Origin of the sequence: Cloacibacterium rupense, from assembly GCF_014645495.1 — a bacterium.
GTDB classification, from domain to species: Bacteria; Bacteroidota; Bacteroidia; order Flavobacteriales; family Weeksellaceae; genus Cloacibacterium; species Cloacibacterium rupense.
Window position 1 is genome coordinate 127943 of record NZ_BMLV01000005.1, and the last position, 18240, is coordinate 146182.

Genomic DNA, 18240 nt, shown 5'->3' on the forward strand with positions numbered 1-18240 from the left:
TCTATGGAATTGAAGAGAGTTGTAGTTACAGGATTTGGTGCTATTACACCTATTGGGAATAATGCTCAAGAATATTGGGAAAACCTAGTAAAAGGAGTGAGTGGTGCTGCTCCTATTACTCTCTTCGATTCTACTAACTTCAAGACAAAATTTGCTTGTGAAGTAAAAAACTTCAATCCTTTGGATCATTTTGAGAAAAAGGAAGCAAAAAAAATGGACCGAAATACTCAACTCGGTGTTGTGGCAGCTAGAGAAGCTGTTTCACATTCTAGAATCATTGAAGATCAAGTAGACAAAAACAGAGTAGGTGTAATCTGGGGCTCGGGAATTGGTGGTTTAGAAACTTTCGAAACCGAAGTTCTAGGCTGGGCTAATTCTAACAACATCCCAAGATTTAATCCTTTCTTTATCCCAAAAATGATTGCCGATATTACTCCTGGTCAAATTTCAATGGAGTATGGTTTTCATGGACCTAACTACGCTACAGTTTCAGCTTGTGCATCTTCTGCAAATGCGCTTATAGATGCTAAAATGCTTTTACAACTTGGCAAAGCTGATATTATCGTATGTGGAGGTTCTGAAGCTGCAGTTACTGCATCTGGAATGGGAGGTTTCAATGCACTGATGGCACTTTCTACAAGAAATAATGACTATAAAACTGCCTCTAGACCTTTTGATAAAGACCGAGATGGATTTGTATTAGGCGAAGGAGCAGGATGTATTATCCTTGAAGAATATGAACACGCTGTAAAACGCGGTGCTACCATCTACGCAGAATTATCTGGTGGAGGCCTTAGTGCAGATGCATATCATATGACAGCACCACATCCTGAAGGATTGGGCGCTTATTTAGTAATGAAAAATTGTTTAGATGACGCTGGATTAACGCCTGATGAAATAGACCACATCAATATGCATGGTACATCTACTCCATTAGGTGACATTGCAGAGTCTAATGCAATTGCTAAATTACTAGGAGAGCATGCTTATGATATCCAAATAAATTCTACAAAATCTATGACTGGGCACTTGCTAGGTGCAGCCGGAGTGATAGAAGCAATAGCAGCGATAGGAACTATCATACATGGTATTGTTCCGCCAACAATTAATCATTTTACTGATGACGAAAATATTGATAGTAGATTAGATTTTACCTTCAATCATGCTGTGGAAAAAGATGTAAAAGTAGCCATGAGTAATACTTTTGGTTTTGGCGGTCATAATGCCTGCGTACTTTTCAAGAAATTATAATGGGCCTCAAAAATTCATTACAAAAATTTCTACTCAAAAAAACTTTCAGAAAAAAAACAGAAAAGGAACTTCTTTTGTCTACAAAAATCAGTAAAATTATTGGCCGAAAGGTTGATAATATTGACTTCTACAAAGAAGCTTTTTCTCTAAAAACACCAAATAAGGTTCTAAATGCCAAAAACTACGAACGACTAGAGTTTTTGGGAGATTCTGTTTTGGGAAGCGTTATCTCATCTTATCTTTATAAGACCTATCCTGAAGAGAATGAAGGTTTTCTTACTCAAATGAAATCTAAAATAGTAAACAGAAAAAACCTAAATCTTCTTGGTGAGAAACTAAAGCTTACAGATTTTATCCAAAATGGAAGTCATGGAAGTTTAGGAGAAAACATCAATGGAAATCTCTTTGAAGCATTCGTAGGAGCTATTTATTTAGATTTCAATTATGATATTTGCCAAGAAATCATTTTAGACAGATTATTTTCTGAAAAAGAGATAGAAAGATTAGAACACAAAATTGTAAGCTATAAAGGCTTATTACTAGAGTGGAGTCAGAAAAAGAAGGTATCTATAAGATATGAAACTAGTGAAGAACCGCTTCCTAACAAAAATTTCATCTTTAAGACCTGCGTATATCTTAATGAGAATAAAATAGCAAGTGCCACAGAATCTTCTAAGAAAAAAGCCGAAGAAAAAGCCGCACAAAGAGCATTTTACTCTCTGAATAAAAAAGAAAACATCATTGAGCAAAAAAATATTACTTGAATTAGAAGATGATGAACCCATCAACATCGGATTTATAAGACAAGCTAAAAGATTGCCTGATTATGAAATTTTTTTTGAAATTAATAAAATTAATTCATTGAATTTTTGTAGAATAGAGGATTTGAAATATAAAAAATTCAGTTTTTCAAAATTTGAAGCTTACCATTTAGAAACTAAAACTTGCTATCAAATTATTGCGAATAAATCTACACCAAAGAGAAAAAAAACGAGCAATGAATTGTTTTCTCAGGCCGAAGAAATAAAATTTCTAATGCCTAAAAACAGAGATGTAGACTTTATTATATATGCAAAGGATAGTTTTGCAGATTTTTCACTAATTTTGCTGCCTGAAAATATTTTGTTTCAAATTCAAGATTTTTCATTACATCCAAAAACAGAACTGTACAAGTTATTACAATATTATGAATAAAAGATCAAAAAAGACAAAGATTATAGCTACATTAGGTCCTGCAACCTCTTCTAAAGAGGTAATGCTAGAATTAGTGAAAGCTGGTGCTGATGTATTCAGAATAAACTTTTCTCACGCTGATTATGAATTGGTGAAAAGAAATGTAGATATCATCCGAGAGATCAATCAAGAATATGGTTTTAATACCTCAATCCTTGGTGACTTACAAGGCCCTAAACTGAGAGTAGGTGTTGTAAAAGACGGTTCTTATCTTAACCCAGGAGATGTACTTACATTTACCAATGAACAATGTGAAGGAGATTCTACAAAAGTTTATATGACTTATGAAAGATTTCCTCAGGATGTAAAAGTTGGCGAAAAAATATTAATTGATGACGGAAAACTCGTTTTAGAAGTCATCGAAACCAACGATAAAGACACCGTAAAAGCTAAAACAATCCAAGGCGGACCTCTTAGTTCTAAAAAAGGAGTGAATCTACCAAATACCAATGTATCTCTTCCTGCACTTACAGAAAAAGATATAGAAGATGCTAAATTTATGCTTGACAATGATTTTGATTGGATTGCCCTTTCTTTTGTTCGTCATGCACAAGATATCATTGATTTAAAAGAATTAATCAAAAATCACTCTAAATCTGAATTCAGAACACCAATCATCGCCAAAATTGAAAAACCTGAAGGGGTAAAAAATATTGACGAAATAATGATGGAGTGTGATGGAATAATGGTAGCACGTGGTGACCTAGGTGTAGAAGTACCTATGGAAGAAGTACCTGTTATCCAAAAAAGATTGGTAGATAAAGCTAGATATTATTCTAAGCCTGTAATCATCGCTACTCAAATGATGGAAACGATGATTAATAGCCTTACTCCTTCAAGAGCCGAGGTAAACGACGTAGCAAACAATGTTTTAGACGGAGCTGATGCAGTAATGCTTTCTGGTGAAACTTCTGTAGGTAAATATCCTGTAGATGTAATCAAGAATATGACGAAAATTATCAAAAACATAGAATCTACATCTCTTTACGAAAAGAAAAATGACATCATCGAAAAAATTACTTGTGTAGATGACCGTTTCGTAACAGATATGATTTGTCTAAATGCAGTAAAAATTGCTGAAACAACTGGTGCAGAAGCAATTATTACATTAACTTACTCAGGTTATACTGCTTTTCAGATTTCGGCACACAGACCTCATGCTAGAATTATAGTTTATACTTCTAATCCTAGAGTTCTTACGATGCTAAATCTTCTTTGGGGTGTAAAAGCATTTTATTATGACATGAATAAATCTACTGATGAAACCGTTATCCAAGTAAATATGCTTACACATAATTACGGATACGTAGAAAAAGGTGATTTCGTAGTCAACTTAAATGCAATGCCAGTCTACGAAGGTGGAAAAACAAATACACTAAGGTTAAGTACCATATAAAACTAAAAGCGCTCATTCTTTTTGAGCGCTTTTTTTATAGATTCCCCATAATGGTTTTCTTAAAAGTAAATTCTTGGAGTGCATACAAAGAAAGTTCTATTCCGTAACCAGAATTTTTAGTTCCACCGAAAGGAAATCTAACATCTGATTTGGTAATTTGATTGATAGAAACCGTGCCAGATTCTAAATTTTCAGCAAAAAATAGTGCTTTTTCTTTGTCACTTGTCCAAACAGAATTTCCTAAGCCAAACATCGTGTTATTAGCAATTGCAAGCAATTCTTCATCAGATTTCCCAGAAAAAACCATTGCTAAAGGCCCAAAAAGTTCCTCATCATTTATCGGGTTTTCTACATTCATTTTTAAAATTCCTGGTCTGAAACCAGCTTTTGAAATTCTTTCTAATGGCAAAATATATTCAGCTCCGTTTTCTAAAGCAGTTTTATATTGTTGTTCTAAATCATCTGCCAAATCTTCTCTTGCCATTTCCGAAAAATTGGTTTTAGCATCATTCGGATTGCCAACTTCATATTTTTTAAAATTTTTGAGCAAAAGAAATAAGAAACTATCAAATACTTTTTCGTGAATGATAAATCTTTTTGAAGCGATACAAGTTTGTCCGCAATTTTGAAGCCTTCCAAGAGCGGCACTTTCTGCTGCTTTTACCAAATTGGCATCTTCACAAACAATAAAAGCATCACTCCCGCCTAATTCTAAGACACATTTTTTTAAATTTTTGCCCGCTGTTTCCGCAATTTTTCTACCAGCAGCTTCACTTCCTGTAAGCGAAACTCCTTTTATAATAGGATTGGCAATCATTTCTTCAACCTCTGAATGAGAAATTTCAAAATGCAAGAAAACACCTTCAGGAAAACCTGCTTCCTCGAAAATTTCTTGTAAAGTATCTCCACTTTTTAAGCAGATTGAGGCGTGTTTTAAAATGACAGTATTCCCAGCAAGAATGGTAGGAACTGCAAATCTAATGGCTTGCCAAAAAGGAAAATTCCAAGGCATAACACCTAAAATAGTTCCTAATGGTTCGTGATGTACTTCGGAGATTTGGAATTCTGTTTTTATTTTTTCTGGTTTTAAAACATTTTCTGCATTGGCATAAAAATCACAAAGTGTGGCACATTTCTCTATTTCTGCAATAGATTGAGAAATAGGCTTCTTCATTTCTTGTGTAATAATTTCACCAAATTCTTGCTTTCTAGCTCTTAAAATTTCTGATAGTTTAGCAAAATATTTTTGTCTTTCTTCAAACGGAATATTTTTCCATTTTTTGAAGGATTGTTGAGATTGTTGTAATTTATTTTGAATGTTTAGGGCCATATTTTTTTTAAATATTAAATTGTGAAAATCTAGCTCCACATCATATTAATTTTTACGTGATTATCTTTTATATAAACTTTACCTCCCATCGAATTTTCATAACCACGAACTTCAAAAATCCTAGTATTTTTAATTATTTTCGACTGCTTTTGTTGCAAACCTTTACTTTTTAAAATCCAAATATCAATTTCGTTTTTGAGAGCATCAAATTCAACAGTAAATTCTCTTGTAAAAATAGAACCTTCTTTTTTATATTCAAAATTTGTAGCATCTTTTGGCAAATCAGAAAGTCCACCCCAAGATTGAACGGTAATTATTACTTCGGCTCTGTCCCAAGGAAGTACATAATCAGAAATATAATAGGTGAAAAATCCTATTATAAAAATTGAAAAAATGACAAATATTGATAAAAATATTTTTAAAAACTTCATTATTTTATAGTTATTAGATGATTTCAAATATAATTCTTTTAGAGAAAAGTCGAAAATAAAACTGAACCCAATTTCTAGCCCTGATTGCAGTGGAAATCCTTTTTTGGTGACTGAGCTTGCCGAAGTTACCAAAAAAGATTGCAACGAAAAGCAGGACTGAAAGTGAAAAATAGCTGAAATGTGTTGCTTCTAAATCATAAACCATTCATTCACCAAACTGGCAGCAAATCTGGCGGTTTTTTCGGCAATGTCAAACTCTGGATTTACTTCTGCAATATCAAGGGCAATCAGTTTTTCTGACTTTAAAATATGGCGATAAAAATGCAAAAAAGTAGCGTCTGCAAAGATGCCGTTGTATGCCGTAGCAGAAACTCCAGGCGCAATTGCAGCGTTGAAAACATCCATACAAATGGTGAGGTACAATTGATCAACCGAAAAAATTAGTTCATCTATCTTTTGATAAATTTTAGGGAGATTTTCGTAGAAAATTTCGTCTGCGAGAATGTATCTCATGCCGAATTGATGAGCGGTATCAAACAATTTGAGCGTATTAGAATTTCTTTGAATTCCGATATGGAGAGAGTGAATTTCTCCATCTTGTGCAATTTGCCAAAAACCTGTTCCAGAGCTCGCTCCTACTCCATTTTCGGGTTCACGATTGTCAAAATGCGCATCTATATTGATGATGCCAATTTTTTGATTGGGAAATGCTTTTTTGACGCCTGAATAATGCGCAAAAGTGAGTTCGTGGCCACCACCAAGAACGATGGATTTTGCGTTTTTTTGTAGAATTTTAGAAACTTTATCAGAAAGATTTTCTTGAGCTTTTTCTAAATTTTGGTCTTCGCAAGTCACATTTCCAAAATCTAATAATTTAAAATCTGGAGAAACTACAGGAAAATTGCTCATATTTCTTCGGATAATATCTGGTGCTTTAGCTGCACCTACTCTTCCTTTGTTTCTTCTAACACCTTCATCTACAGAAAAACCGTGTAAAACGAAATTATTCGGTGAAATATTTTCATAGTTCTCCGAAATTTCTACTCGTTGAAAAATTCTGTGATGAAGCGGTGAATCTCCATCGTTTCTGCCTTGCCAAATGTTGTCCATTTTTAATTAATTTTTTTTCCATCAATATACACTTCACTTGCCACCAAACTTCCTTGATTATATATAACATTCTGGAAATTATCGGTTTCAAAAACCACAAAATCGGCTTTCATTCCTTTTTTCAAAATTCCTCTATCGGTTAAATTCAAAGCTTTTGCAGCACGAAACGTAATTCCTGCGAAAACTTCGGCAGTAGAAAGTTTCTGATACGTTGCTAAAATAGATGCTTGTAAAATTAAATTTCCATTAGGTGCAGAACCAGGATTCCAATCACTTGCTATGGCGAGAATTCCGTTTTTATCCAATATTTTTCTAGCTGGAGTAAATGGTTCTCCCAAACCAATACTCGCACCTGGAAGTGCTACTGCTACTGTTTCTGATTTGGCTAAATATTCTAAATCTTCATCTATCGTAGCTTCTAAATGGTCAGCAGAAACGGCGCCGACTTCCACCGCAATTCTAGAACTTCCTGCAGTAAACTGGTCGGCGTGAACGGTAATTTCAAAGCCTAATTCTTTAGCTTTTATTAAAAAATTCCGACTTTCTTCTCGTTGAAATGCAGATTTTTCTATGAAAACATCCACTCTTTTCGCTAGATTTTCTTTTTTTACTTTGGGTAAAATTTCGTCTAAAATATATTGCAAATATGCTGAAGAAGTTCCTTCAAAATCTCTTGGTTTCAAGTGTGCGGAAAGACAAGTTGGTACAAGAGTAGCTTTGGTTTTTTCTTGTGCTTTTTTGATCACACGAAGCATTTTGAGTTCGCTTTCTACATTTAAACCATAGCCAGATTTTATTTCAATAGTCGTAATTCCGAGTAAAATTAAACGATTGATTCTTTCTAATAAAGTTTCTAAGAGTTCGTCTTCTGAAGCATTTCTGGTATGCTGAACGCTGCTCCAAATTCCGCCCCCTTTTTCTGCAATTTCTAAGTAAGTTTTCCCTGCATTTCTCATCGCAAAATCATTGGCTCTATTTCCACCGAAACAAATATGAGTGTGACAATCGATGAAAGCGGGAAGAACAACTCTGTCGGAGAGTTGGAGAGTTGAAGAATTGGAGAGAGATTGCTTCGTTTTATTAGCAATAACATCATAGTTTCCTATTTCTTCAATTTTGTTTTCAGAATTAATTAAAATACCACCGTTTTCGATGATTTCTAATTGTTCGTCAGAGATTTTTCCTCGAAGTGGAAGATTGTTTAAGGTAAGAATTTGTTTAAACGGTCCGAATAATTTCACAGAAAATTGATTTTGGTAAAATTAAGAAAATTTGATTCTTAACTAAAAAAATATGTTCATAAAAAAATAATTTTTCCTGAAAATTAATCTCTATTCTTCAAATGATCAAAAACCATTTTAGAAAGCGGAATGAACATAAAACCACCGATGATAAAAGTAATAAATGCTCTTTGTAAACCGAAAGCGTGCGCCAGATAACCAATAATGGGCGGGCCTAGAAACATACCTACGGTAGAATAAGTACTCACGATAGAAATTACTATTCCTACAGAATATTTTTTGGCTTTACCTGATAGTATAAATGTCATAGGATACAAGCCTGAAACACCAAACCCTACCATACAAAAACCAATAAGCGCCGTCCAAAAATATGGAAAAACTACTGCCATTGCAACGCCAGTCATAATCAAAAAAGAACCTAAAATGTATAATTTTTGCATTCCGAATTTCTCCATCATTTTATCAATGGTTAATCTAGAAATCGTCATACAAACCATAAAAAGCAAGTAACCATACGTAAAAACCTCTTCTTTTACTACTTCTTTGAAATAAACTCCATTCCAATCGTACATTCCACCTTCGCAAATGGCCGCAAAAAAGACAATTAATCCTAACAATGAAATATATTTACTCGGTTTCCCTAGTCTAAAACCATTTCCGCTTCTTGCTTTGTCATTCTTCAATAAGTAAGGAAATGCAAAAAGTATCATCAAAATTCCGAAAACAGCCACCAACAAAAGATGCCATTCTATGGAAATTTTAAATTTAATCATAATAGTAGAAAACAAAACGCCTAAAATTCCTCCAATACTCCAGATACCGTGAAAGGTTCCTACAATTTTTTTCTCAAATTTTTCTTGAATGGCAATAGACTGAGTATTAATGGCAATATTAATCACCCGTAGTGAAACAGAGAAAACAACCAAAGCAAATACAATCCACCAAATAGAAGGTGCAAAACCAATAAAAAGCAGAGACAATAAAAATGTGAAACTAGCAATCTGAAGCGGAATCCTATTGTCAAATTTTGAAACTAGCCAACCAGAAAGCGGAATACCAATAACAGCACTTGCAGGCATTACCATGAGTAAATTGCCCAAAGTATCTTCATCAAGGTTAAAATTATCTTTGATTGTAGGTATTCTAGAAGCCCAAGTAGAAAAACAAATCCCCGAAAGAAGGAAATATGCAGAAAGGGCAATCCTTTGTTTCTGTCTTTTTTCTAATTCATTCATTTCGTGTACAAAATTACGGCAATCTCATCTAAAAATTAGAATATTTTCTCGTCAAATTCTTATTAAAATCTGACTTTTATGATGATTTAAAACAAATCTCACTTATTTCTCAGAACAAAATTTTCTATCTTTGGGATAAATTATAAAAAGATGCCCGATTTTTTACACGCCGATAAAGATAATTTTTCTGATGATGAATTAATGCAGGAAGAAAAAATCCGTCCTCAGAGTTTTCGTGATTTTGCAGGACAGAGAAAAACATTGGATAATCTTGAAGTTTTCGTGGCGGCTGCTAAAAACAGAGGAGCTGCGCTAGACCACGTTCTTTTGCACGGACCTCCAGGTCTGGGAAAAACCACATTAGCGCATATTATTGCAAATGAATTGGGCGTTGGTTGTAAAATTACTTCGGGGCCAGTTCTAGACAAACCCGGAAGTTTGGCAGGATTATTGACCAATTTAGAAGAAAATGATGTTCTTTTTATTGATGAAATCCACCGTCTTTCGCCCATTGTAGAAGAGTATTTGTACTCTGCAATGGAAGATTACAAAATCGATATTATGCTAGAAACAGGGCCTAATGCTCGTTCTGTGCAAATTGGTTTAAATCCTTTCACATTGGTTGGTGCAACTACAAGAAGTGGAATGCTTACCAAACCGATGTTGGCAAGATTTGGTATTCAATCTAGATTAGAATATTATACGATAGAACTTTTGGGAATGATTATCGAAAGGAGTGCCAGAGTTTTGGGCGTTCCTATTTATGAAAATGCGGCACTAGAAATTGCGAGAAGAAGCAGAGGAACTCCTAGAATTGCGAATGCACTTTTGCGCAGAGTTCGGGATTTTGCAGAGATTAAAGGAAATGGCGAAATTGAAATTGAAATCACCAAATTTGCTTTAAATTCTTTGAATGTAGATGAATTTGGATTGGATGATATGGACAACAAAATTATGCGGGTGATGATAGAAAATTTCAAAGGAAAACCTGTAGGAATTTCTGCATTGGCAACTTCAATTGGCGAAAATCCTGAAACGATAGAAGAAGTTTATGAACCATTTTTAATACAAGAAGGTTTTATCATTAGAACTCCGCGAGGAAGAGAAGTAACGGAAAAAGCGTACAAACATTTGGGGATTTCGATACCAAGAAGGCCTGATAGTTTGTTTTAGATTAAAGTAAAATCTATGAAAAAATTAGTGCATTTATTTTTTGTTTTGTTTTCTGTTTTTTGTTTCGGACAAGAAAAAGATTTATGGTATCCTTTTTTTAAAAATAATTCTAATACTATGGGATTTAAAGACAAAAATGGGAAGGTAATGATTAAACCAAAATTTTTTGCTCCATTTTCTACAGGAAATTTTAATAATATTTATGCTGTAAATGAGATAGATGGAGATGAATATTATTTATTAAAAAATGGAAATAAAGTAGGAAAAGATAGTGTCTATGTTTTTGATACTGAATACGCTAAAGAATCTGAAGGTAAAATAAAATTTCGGGACAAAAAAACGGATAAAGTTGGTTTTTTTGATAAAAACGGTAAAGTGATAATCCCTGCAATTTATAATGACGCTGGAGATTTTCATAATAACATTGCGTTAGTGATAAAAGATGCTCACAAACAAAAATGGGAATCTAAATCAAAAAGTGAAAATCATGAAGGAGATTGCAATCATTGGTCTTGGAAAGGGGGAAAAACTTTAGCAATAAATACTTCTGGATCTATACTTTTTGAAATTCCACTAGACAATTATTCACATTCTATTGATTATAAGAATGTTTATAAAAAAAATGCACTTAATGAAAATGTAGATTCCGACATTTACACCACTTACAAAGGTAGTGATGGAAATACGTATTCTTTTTACAGTCCTGAAAAAGATTTTAAAAAATGGTTTGAAACAAAATTTTTAACAGATTTTAAATCTAAGGGGAAAATTTCCGAAAACTATTTTGATAAAATGGTAGAATTACAAAGAGAGGGAAAACCAAAACACATTAGTAGAAAAATCTTCTTAAATAAATACGGTGAAAATTGTAATAACCTTATAAAAGAGTACCTTCAAAATGAACTTGAAATAAATTTTTCTGATGGAAATACTTTTGAAGAAGAAAACAAAGAACTGTCTATAGAATTAAGACTTACACCTAAGGTAGAAAAAGATTTCTATCAAAAATTAATTATTTTTACTAAAATTGGAGATTCTTTTTACATTACTTCTACTCCTTAAATTCTCAAAATTTTACTTAAATTAGCACAAAATCACACGTTTTATGAAACTCTATCCTATACAATGCGGAAAATTTAAATTAGACGGCGGTGCTATGTTTGGCGTGGTTCCGAAATCGCTTTGGGAACGCACCAATCCTGCTGATGAAAAAAATTTGATAGAATTGGGCACTCGTTCTCTTTTGGTAGAAGATGGTAAAAAACTCATTCTCATAGATTGTGGCTTAGGAAATAAACAAGATGAGAAGTTTTTCGGGCATTATTCACTTTATGATGATGATACTTTAGATAAAAATTTAGCAAAATATGGTTTTGTAAAAGATGATATTACTGATGTTTTTCTAACGCATCTTCACTTCGATCATTGTGGTGGCGCAATTGAATGGAATGATGATAAATCTGGTTACAGACCAGCTTTTAAAAACGCACAATTTTGGACCAACGAAAATCACTGGCAATGGGCTACAGAACCCAACCCTAGAGAAAAAGCGAGTTTCTTGAAGGAAAATATTTTACCAATGCAAGAAAGCGGACAATTGCAGTTTTTACCAACTCCGAAAACTGGGAATTATGGTTTCGCTCCTGATTTGAAAATGGATGTAATTTTTGTAGATGGGCATACCGAAAAACAAATGCTTCCGGTAATTCAATATCAAGAAAAAACCATTGTTTTCGCAGCAGATTTAATCCCAACTGTTGGGCATATTCCTCAAGTTTATGTGATGGGTTATGACACCAGACCGCTTCTCACAATGGAAGAAAAAGGAAAATTCCTAAAACAATGTGTGGACAATGAGTATTTATTGTTTTTTGAACACGATGCTCATCATGAACTGGCAAGTCTAAAAATGACGGAAAAAGGAGTAAAATTAGATGAAACTTTTAGTTTTAATGATGTTTTTGGGTATTAATTTGAAAGGAAGTTAGAAGATGGAAGATGGAAGTTTAAAAACTGCAAAAAAAATTATTGGTCTAACTGGAGGAATTGGCAGTGGAAAATCTACGGTAGCCGAATTTATTGAAGAAATGGGCTATCCTGTTTATAATTCTGATTTTTGGGCTAAAGAATTGGTGAATATTGATGAAAACCTTAAACATAGAATTATAAGTCTTCTTGGCGAGAATTCTTATGATGAAGACGGAGAGTACAACAGACCTTATGTTGCCTCGATAGTTTTTGAAAATGAAGAGCTACTTCTTGAACTGAATAAAATAATTCATCCTGCGGTAAAGGAGCATTTTGAGAATTGGGTAAATGCACAAAATTCTGAATTTGTTTTCAAAGAAACAGCCCTTTTATTTGAGTTAAAGCTCAATGAAAGTTGTTATCAATCTATTTTAGTAACTGCCGAAGACAATATCAGAATAAAACGGGTAATGGACAGAGACCAGAAAACTTACCGAGAAATAGAAGCCATTATGCAAAAACAAATGCCCGAAAAAGATAAAATTAAAAAGGCAGATTTTGTTATTGAAAATAATTCAGACCTTGAAACTTTGAAATCTTTCACAAAACAAACAATCAAAGAATTAGAAAAAATGGATTTGTAAATCAACTTAAAATTGATACACAATATTCCAGCTAAATCCCACATTAAACTTAGAAGAACTTTTACCAAATCCGGGGATAATCATGGGTTGCATTTCTTCTTGCTTAGAAGTGTATGCTAAGTATCTTGGTTGTGCATTGACATCTACATAAAAATTAGATTTAAACAACTGAACTCTAGCTCCGACCATTGCCTCAACCCAATATGAAGATTGTTTAGATGCAGGCAACTGTAAATATTGGTCTGCCCCGCCAAAAGCTCTGATAGGTACAGATTTGTATTCTTGTGCGTAAAAAGAAGCCCCTAGTTTTCCACCAGCATAGAAACCACTGTCCTTGTCCTCATGATCCATAGAAAGCAAATAGAAACCACCTAATTTCGCGAAAATTCCATTAGCAGAAGCATCATAACCACCTTTTTGATAAATATTTTTATCATATCCGACATCTAAAACAGCATTGATATTTTTTTTCACTTTTGTAGAAACATGCGCTTGAAATAATTTTCTATCACTAAATGCAGACATTGCAGCATTTAAGACATCTACACCAATGGCAAGATTAGGTTCGTACTTGTATTTTGGTTTTATAGAATCTTTTTCTTGAGCAAAAAAGAAACTTAAACTAAAAAATAAAATAAAAGTGAGTTTTGTTTTCATCAATAATTTGATCTTGATTTTTTTCAATTTTTATTACTGGATTTGGTGTTTCTAAAGTCCCACCTACGTTTTCGTACAATCTTTTGAAACCGCAAGCCGGAGATACATATTCTGATTTTAAAGTGTATGTAACTTTTATTTTTGAAGCATTTCCTTTATTAGAAGTTCTGAGAGAAATTTCTGTAAAAAGATTATTGTCTACTCTGAGAGGAATCATTGCAGAATCTACTTCTTTAGCTTTTATAACACTCACATTTCCTGCTCCATAATTCACATCTACATATAACGAATCTAATGTAGCAACTCTGCCGTCTAATGTCTTAAATTTCACCTTCATTCTAGGAGTAGCCTCGCCTGTTACGCATACGTCATCATCACCTTCGCAAGAAGTGAGAAATAGCACCCCGAAAAATAATAAAAACCAATATTTCATTATTCATTTTTTAAGTTAAAAAAACCACAAAAACAATGTTTGCTTTTGTGGTTCAAAATTAAGATTTTTATTTTACTTCTAAAGCTTTATCTATTCTATAAACCAAATCTTCTAGATGGTATTTGGTTACACTATCAGAATATTGAGAAGCAGCTTTAGCCGCTTCGTTTCTAATATCCCTCAGGGTTCCTCTAACCAATGCTTTTACATCTGAATTGTCTGAACCACCAATTCTAATGATAGAACCACCAGCAGGAGAATCTGTTTTTGACAATAAATTATCTACAAAACTTCTTTGTAAATTTCTTCTATAAATATCAATTTTAGAAGATGTTTTTAATTCAGAAAATATACTAGTTTTCAAATCTTGAAGATAATCAAACAAAGCATAAGCATTAGCATCTATAGCTTCTCCTTTGTTTAGATTTTCTAAAACACCATTCATCAAAATTCTATTGAGAACTCCATTTTGTAGATTGCTTACCACATCAACTGGCGTTCTATTGATTTTGTCGAGAACACTGGTTTTAAGAATCCAATTAGGGGTAGTAAAAGCATAATCATTTAAAAATTTCAAAGCCTCTTTTTGTTCTGCTTTTGAAACCAATTCATAAACTGCACCTTTTTGTTCTACTGTTTTTGGTGTTTCCATTACACCGCCAATGTATTTAGCAACGTGACCTAAATATCTTGCAAATTGTCCAGAAACTTGATTGTAACGATCTGCTAACACGCTATAATCTTCATTGGGTTTTGTGCTCCAAGCTTCTAGATTGTCTATCACTCTTTGTAGATTTTTCACGCCATATTTACCAGCAATCATAGGATTATCACCTACTTGTTCGCTTTGTGAACGCGGATCATAAGGATTGGTTTCAGTACCGAACCAAAGTCTTAGGTTTTGTAATTTTTCGATCGTCCATTTATTGATATAAGCTTTTTCTTTCTCTGGTGAATCATAGTTATAAAATCTTCTATATCCCCATTCTATTGCCCAATTATCGTAATCTCCAATTCTAGGCATTAAATTATCTACATTTATTTTATCTTCTGGTTGTGCAACGTAATTAAATCTGGCATAATCCATAATAGACGGAGTATGACCATTGGTTTTAAGCCATGCATTATTTCTAAGATTTTCTACAGGAACAGTAGAACTAGAGCCATAATTATGTCTAAGACCAAGCGTATGACCTACTTCGTGAGAAGAAACAAATCTAATCAATTCCCCCATTAATTCATCATCAAAATCTACTTTTCTTGCTCTTGGGTCATTTGGTGATGCTTGCACAAAATACCAGTCATTCAGAAGTTTCATTACATTATGGTACCAATTGATGTGGCTTTCTAAAATCTCGCCTGTTCTTGGGTCTGAAATTGAAGGACCTGAAGCATTAGGAACATCCGAAGGTTTATAAACTACTGCAGAAAATCTAGCATCTTCTAAGCTCCATTCTGGGTCATCTTTAGGATTAGGAAGTTTAGCATAAATGGCGTTTTTGAAACCCGCTTTTTCAAAGGCTTTTTGCCAATCATTTACTCCTTGTATTAAATATGGAATCCATTTTTTGGGTGTTAAAGGATCTATGTAGAAAACAATAGGCTTTGCAGGTTCTACCAACTCTCCTCTTTTGTATTTTTCTACATCTTTTGGTTTCGGTTCTAGTCTCCATCTTTTGATTAGAGAAACCCTTTCTACACCCTGAGGATTAAGGTCAAAATCGGTATAACCTACCGTAAAATAACCCACTCTAGGATCAAAATATCTGGCTTGCATTTTATCTTCGGGAAGCAAAACAATTGAAGAGTTTACTTCCACCGTATAATTACCGCTTACTTCAGGTTTTGGAGCGCCAGGAATTGGTGATGATTCTCCCGCACCTCTGTTATAAGTTTTAGTGGTATTTATTTCAATATTTGTAGGAAAAGACTTAACAAAATTCACAAAAGATTTATCTTTTTGAAAACTCCCTACTTTAAAACCTTTTTTAAATCTTGTATCAAAAGAAACAATATCATTATCTGCATTGATAAAATCTGTAACATCTATTACTGTAGATTTCTTGTCTTTGCCAAAAGCCTTAATATCAAAAGCATATTCTATGGCATTTACATTATTTCTCATCACTGTATTGTACATTGCAGAAGTAGAATCTTTAGCATAATCAACAAAAGAAACAGAACGCACAAATACCTTATCATTGGGACCTTTCTCAAAACTAATTACATTTTGGCTGATTTGATCGCCTGCATATCCAGAAAAACCAGAGCGCATCTCAGCTCCAGCTTTGGTTAATCTAGTTACTACCAAAAATTCTTTTTTTAGAGATTTATCTGGAATTTCGAAGAAATATTTATCTTCTACTTTGTGTACGGTAATAATTCCATCATCACTTACCGCTTTGCTGGTGATTACTTTTTCGTACGGTTGAATTTTTTCTGGTTTTTTGTCTTTAGGTTTGGCAACATTGGCAGTGTCTTTTTTGGCTTTTACTTCCACTTTTACACTATCTTTTTCTTGAGAAAATACACTTACCGATGCCAAAAGCGATAAGGCACAAAAAAATCTTAGTACATTTTTCATTCGATTTTAATTATTTTTCTTGGTTAGATTTTAATCAAATTTGATTAAAAAAATTGGGGATTCTTATTTGAACCCCCAATTTAGTTATTTTTTTATTAATAAAGCGATATTTTCTACATGATGCGTCTGCGGAAACATATCTACTGGTAAAATCTTGACCAAATCATAATCATCTTTCATCAGCGCTAAATCTCTGGCTTGGGTAGCCGAGTTACAACTGACATAGACAATTTTCTTAGGAGCTAATTTTAGAATTTGTTCTACTACTTTTTGATGCATTCCGTCTCTCGGAGGGTCTGTAACCAAAACATCCGCTTTTGGATGATTGGCTAAAAATTCTTCTGTGAAAACATCTTTCATATCACCACAATGGAATTCACAATTTTCTAAACCATTGAGTTTGGCATGTTCTTTAGCAGCATCTATTGCTTCTTGCACAGATTCTATCCCGATTACATATTTTGCTTTTTTGGCAATATATTGAGCAATAGTGCCAGTTCCGGTATACAAATCGTAAACCACATCATTTTCAGTAATTCCTGCAAATTCTAGTGTTTTTCTGTAAAGATTAAGCGCTTGCTTATAATTGGTCTGGAAGAAAGACTTAGGTCCAATTTTAAACTGAAGTCCATCCATTTCTTCATATAAAAATCCTTCACCAAAATAGGTTTGAATATCTAGGTCATACACAGAATCATTCCCTTTGGAATTAATGGCAAAAACCAAGGTTTTAATCTGTGGAAATTTCTCTAAAACGAAATTGAAAAGATTTTCTCTATTTTCTTTTTCCTCTCTATACAATTGGAATAAAACCATCCATTCTCCTTTAGAATTCTGTCGAAGCATAAAAGTTCTAAGGAAACCTTCTTGATTTTTGACATCATAAAATTCTAAACCATTTTTTATGGCATAGTCTCTCACAGCCAATCTCATTTCGTTAGAAGGTTCTTCTTGCAAGAAACACTCCTTTAAATCCAAAATCTTGCTCCACATTCCTGGGATATGAAAACCTAAGGCATCTTTGTTACCAAAATTTTCTTCGGAACTGATTTCGAATTGAGTAAGCCAACGAGCATTAGAAAAAGAAAATTCCATTTTATTTCTGTAGAAATATTCTTCTTCCGAGCCTAGAATAGGCAAAGTTTCGAAATTTTCTATTCCGCCAATTCTTTTGATATTGTTATAAACTTCTTCTTGTTTGAAATCTAATTGTTTTTCATAAGAAAGATTTTGCCACTTGCAACCACCACAAACACCGAAATGAATGCACTTTGGTTCTACTCTGTATGGTGATTTTTCTAAAATTTCTAGCACTTCAGCTTCGTAATATTTAGATTTTGCTTTTTTTACTCTGGCATTTACTATATCACCTGGCACAGCACCAGTAACCAAAACGGTTTTACCTTCTTCAGTTTTACCTACTGCTACACCTTTAGCTCCTGCAGAGATTAGCTTTATATTTTCTAAAATTATATTTTTCTTTTTCTTACTCATTTTTTCTTTAAAAACTTTGGCAAAATTACACTTTTAAAAATAAAAAAACGGACTTAGTAA

At 33.3% G+C, this 18240-nt stretch carries 17 protein-coding genes; 8 read left to right on the top strand and 9 right to left on the bottom strand.

Annotation, left to right across the window (positions count from 1 at the left end):
- The first annotated feature begins 3 nt into the window (after positions 1-3).
- The 4 genes from fabF to pyk are packed head-to-tail and all read left to right on the top strand — an operon-like array spanning position 4 to position 3880.
- Positions 4-1251, top strand: coding sequence for a beta-ketoacyl-ACP synthase II (gene fabF / locus IEW40_RS11200; protein WP_188618190.1), 1248 nt, complete (start codon positions 4-6; stop codon positions 1249-1251).
- A complete protein-coding gene (rnc, locus tag IEW40_RS11205; protein ID WP_188618191.1) occupies positions 1251-2015 on the top strand; it encodes a ribonuclease III in 765 nt (254 codons plus the stop codon). Before fabF ends, rnc begins: the two co-directional genes overlap by 1 nt.
- Positions 1993-2445 (top strand): IPExxxVDY family protein, encoded by a 453-nt coding sequence (locus IEW40_RS11210; RefSeq protein WP_188618192.1) that lies wholly within the window; start codon positions 1993-1995, stop codon positions 2443-2445. The genes rnc and IEW40_RS11210 overlap by 23 nt, the downstream gene beginning before the upstream one ends.
- The gene (gene pyk / locus IEW40_RS11215; protein WP_188618193.1) at positions 2438-3880 is read left to right on the top strand and encodes a pyruvate kinase; all 1443 of its coding nucleotides are present in this window, start codon (positions 2438-2440) and stop codon (positions 3878-3880) included. Before IEW40_RS11210 ends, pyk begins: the two co-directional genes overlap by 8 nt.
- Positions 3881-3914: 34 nt before the next feature.
- Here the strand turns inward: pyk and IEW40_RS11220 are convergent, their stop codons facing one another.
- The 5 genes from IEW40_RS11220 to IEW40_RS11240 all read right to left on the bottom strand — a co-directional run bounded on the left by IEW40_RS11220 (position 3915) and on the right by IEW40_RS11240 (position 9227).
- Positions 3915-5210 carry an NAD-dependent succinate-semialdehyde dehydrogenase gene (locus IEW40_RS11220; protein ID WP_188618194.1) on the bottom strand — a complete coding sequence of 432 codons (1296 nt, stop codon included), beginning with the start codon at positions 5208-5210 and terminating at the stop codon, positions 3915-3917.
- Between the two features lie 29 nt (positions 5211-5239).
- Complete coding sequence (locus IEW40_RS11225; RefSeq protein ID WP_188618195.1) at positions 5240-5641, bottom strand: hypothetical protein; 402 nt, start codon at positions 5639-5641, stop codon at positions 5240-5242.
- A gap of 189 nt (positions 5642-5830) precedes the next feature.
- Positions 5831-6751, bottom strand: a complete 921-nt coding sequence (gene hutG / locus IEW40_RS11230) for a formimidoylglutamase (RefSeq protein WP_188618196.1) — start codon at positions 6749-6751, stop codon at positions 5831-5833.
- 2 nt (positions 6752-6753) lie between these two features.
- On the bottom strand, positions 6754-7992 hold the full coding sequence (gene hutI, locus IEW40_RS11235) for an imidazolonepropionase (RefSeq protein WP_188618197.1): 1239 nt from the start codon (positions 7990-7992) through the stop codon (positions 6754-6756).
- Between the two features lie 83 nt (positions 7993-8075).
- A complete protein-coding gene (locus IEW40_RS11240) occupies positions 8076-9227 on the bottom strand; it encodes an MFS transporter (protein ID WP_188618198.1) in 1152 nt (383 codons plus the stop codon).
- Positions 9228-9377: 150 nt separating this feature from the next.
- Here IEW40_RS11240 and ruvB point away from each other — a divergent pair, with 150 nt between their 5' ends.
- The 4 genes from ruvB to coaE are packed head-to-tail and all read left to right on the top strand — an operon-like array spanning position 9378 to position 13012.
- Entirely contained in the window at positions 9378-10400 is a 1023-nt protein-coding gene (gene ruvB, locus IEW40_RS11245; protein ID WP_188618199.1) for a Holliday junction branch migration DNA helicase RuvB, read from the top strand.
- Between the two features lie 15 nt (positions 10401-10415).
- A complete protein-coding gene (locus IEW40_RS11250; RefSeq protein ID WP_188618200.1) occupies positions 10416-11462 on the top strand; it encodes a WG repeat-containing protein in 1047 nt (348 codons plus the stop codon).
- A gap of 43 nt (positions 11463-11505) precedes the next feature.
- Positions 11506-12372: an MBL fold metallo-hydrolase gene (locus tag IEW40_RS11255; protein WP_188618201.1), complete on the top strand. Its 867-nt coding sequence runs from the start codon at positions 11506-11508 to the stop codon at positions 12370-12372.
- Between the two features lie 19 nt (positions 12373-12391).
- Positions 12392-13012 carry a dephospho-CoA kinase gene (gene coaE, locus IEW40_RS11260; protein WP_188618202.1) on the top strand — a complete coding sequence of 207 codons (621 nt, stop codon included), beginning with the start codon at positions 12392-12394 and terminating at the stop codon, positions 13010-13012.
- A gap of 6 nt (positions 13013-13018) precedes the next feature.
- Here the strand turns inward: coaE and IEW40_RS11265 are convergent, their stop codons facing one another.
- The 4 genes from IEW40_RS11265 to rlmD all read right to left on the bottom strand — a co-directional run bounded on the left by IEW40_RS11265 (position 13019) and on the right by rlmD (position 18180).
- Positions 13019-13669 (bottom strand): DUF6048 family protein, encoded by a 651-nt coding sequence (locus tag IEW40_RS11265; protein WP_188618203.1) that lies wholly within the window; start codon positions 13667-13669, stop codon positions 13019-13021.
- Positions 13635-14102, bottom strand: a complete 468-nt coding sequence (locus IEW40_RS11270) for a DUF6452 family protein (RefSeq protein ID WP_188618204.1) — start codon at positions 14100-14102, stop codon at positions 13635-13637. The genes IEW40_RS11265 and IEW40_RS11270 overlap by 35 nt, the downstream gene beginning before the upstream one ends.
- 67 nt (positions 14103-14169) lie before the next feature.
- Positions 14170-16686, bottom strand: a complete 2517-nt coding sequence (locus IEW40_RS11275) for a zinc-dependent metalloprotease (RefSeq protein ID WP_188618205.1) — start codon at positions 16684-16686, stop codon at positions 14170-14172.
- 84 nt (positions 16687-16770) lie between these two features.
- Positions 16771-18180, bottom strand: a complete 1410-nt coding sequence (gene rlmD / locus IEW40_RS11280) for a 23S rRNA (uracil(1939)-C(5))-methyltransferase RlmD (protein WP_188618206.1) — start codon at positions 18178-18180, stop codon at positions 16771-16773.
- Positions 18181-18240: the final 60 nt, after the last annotated feature.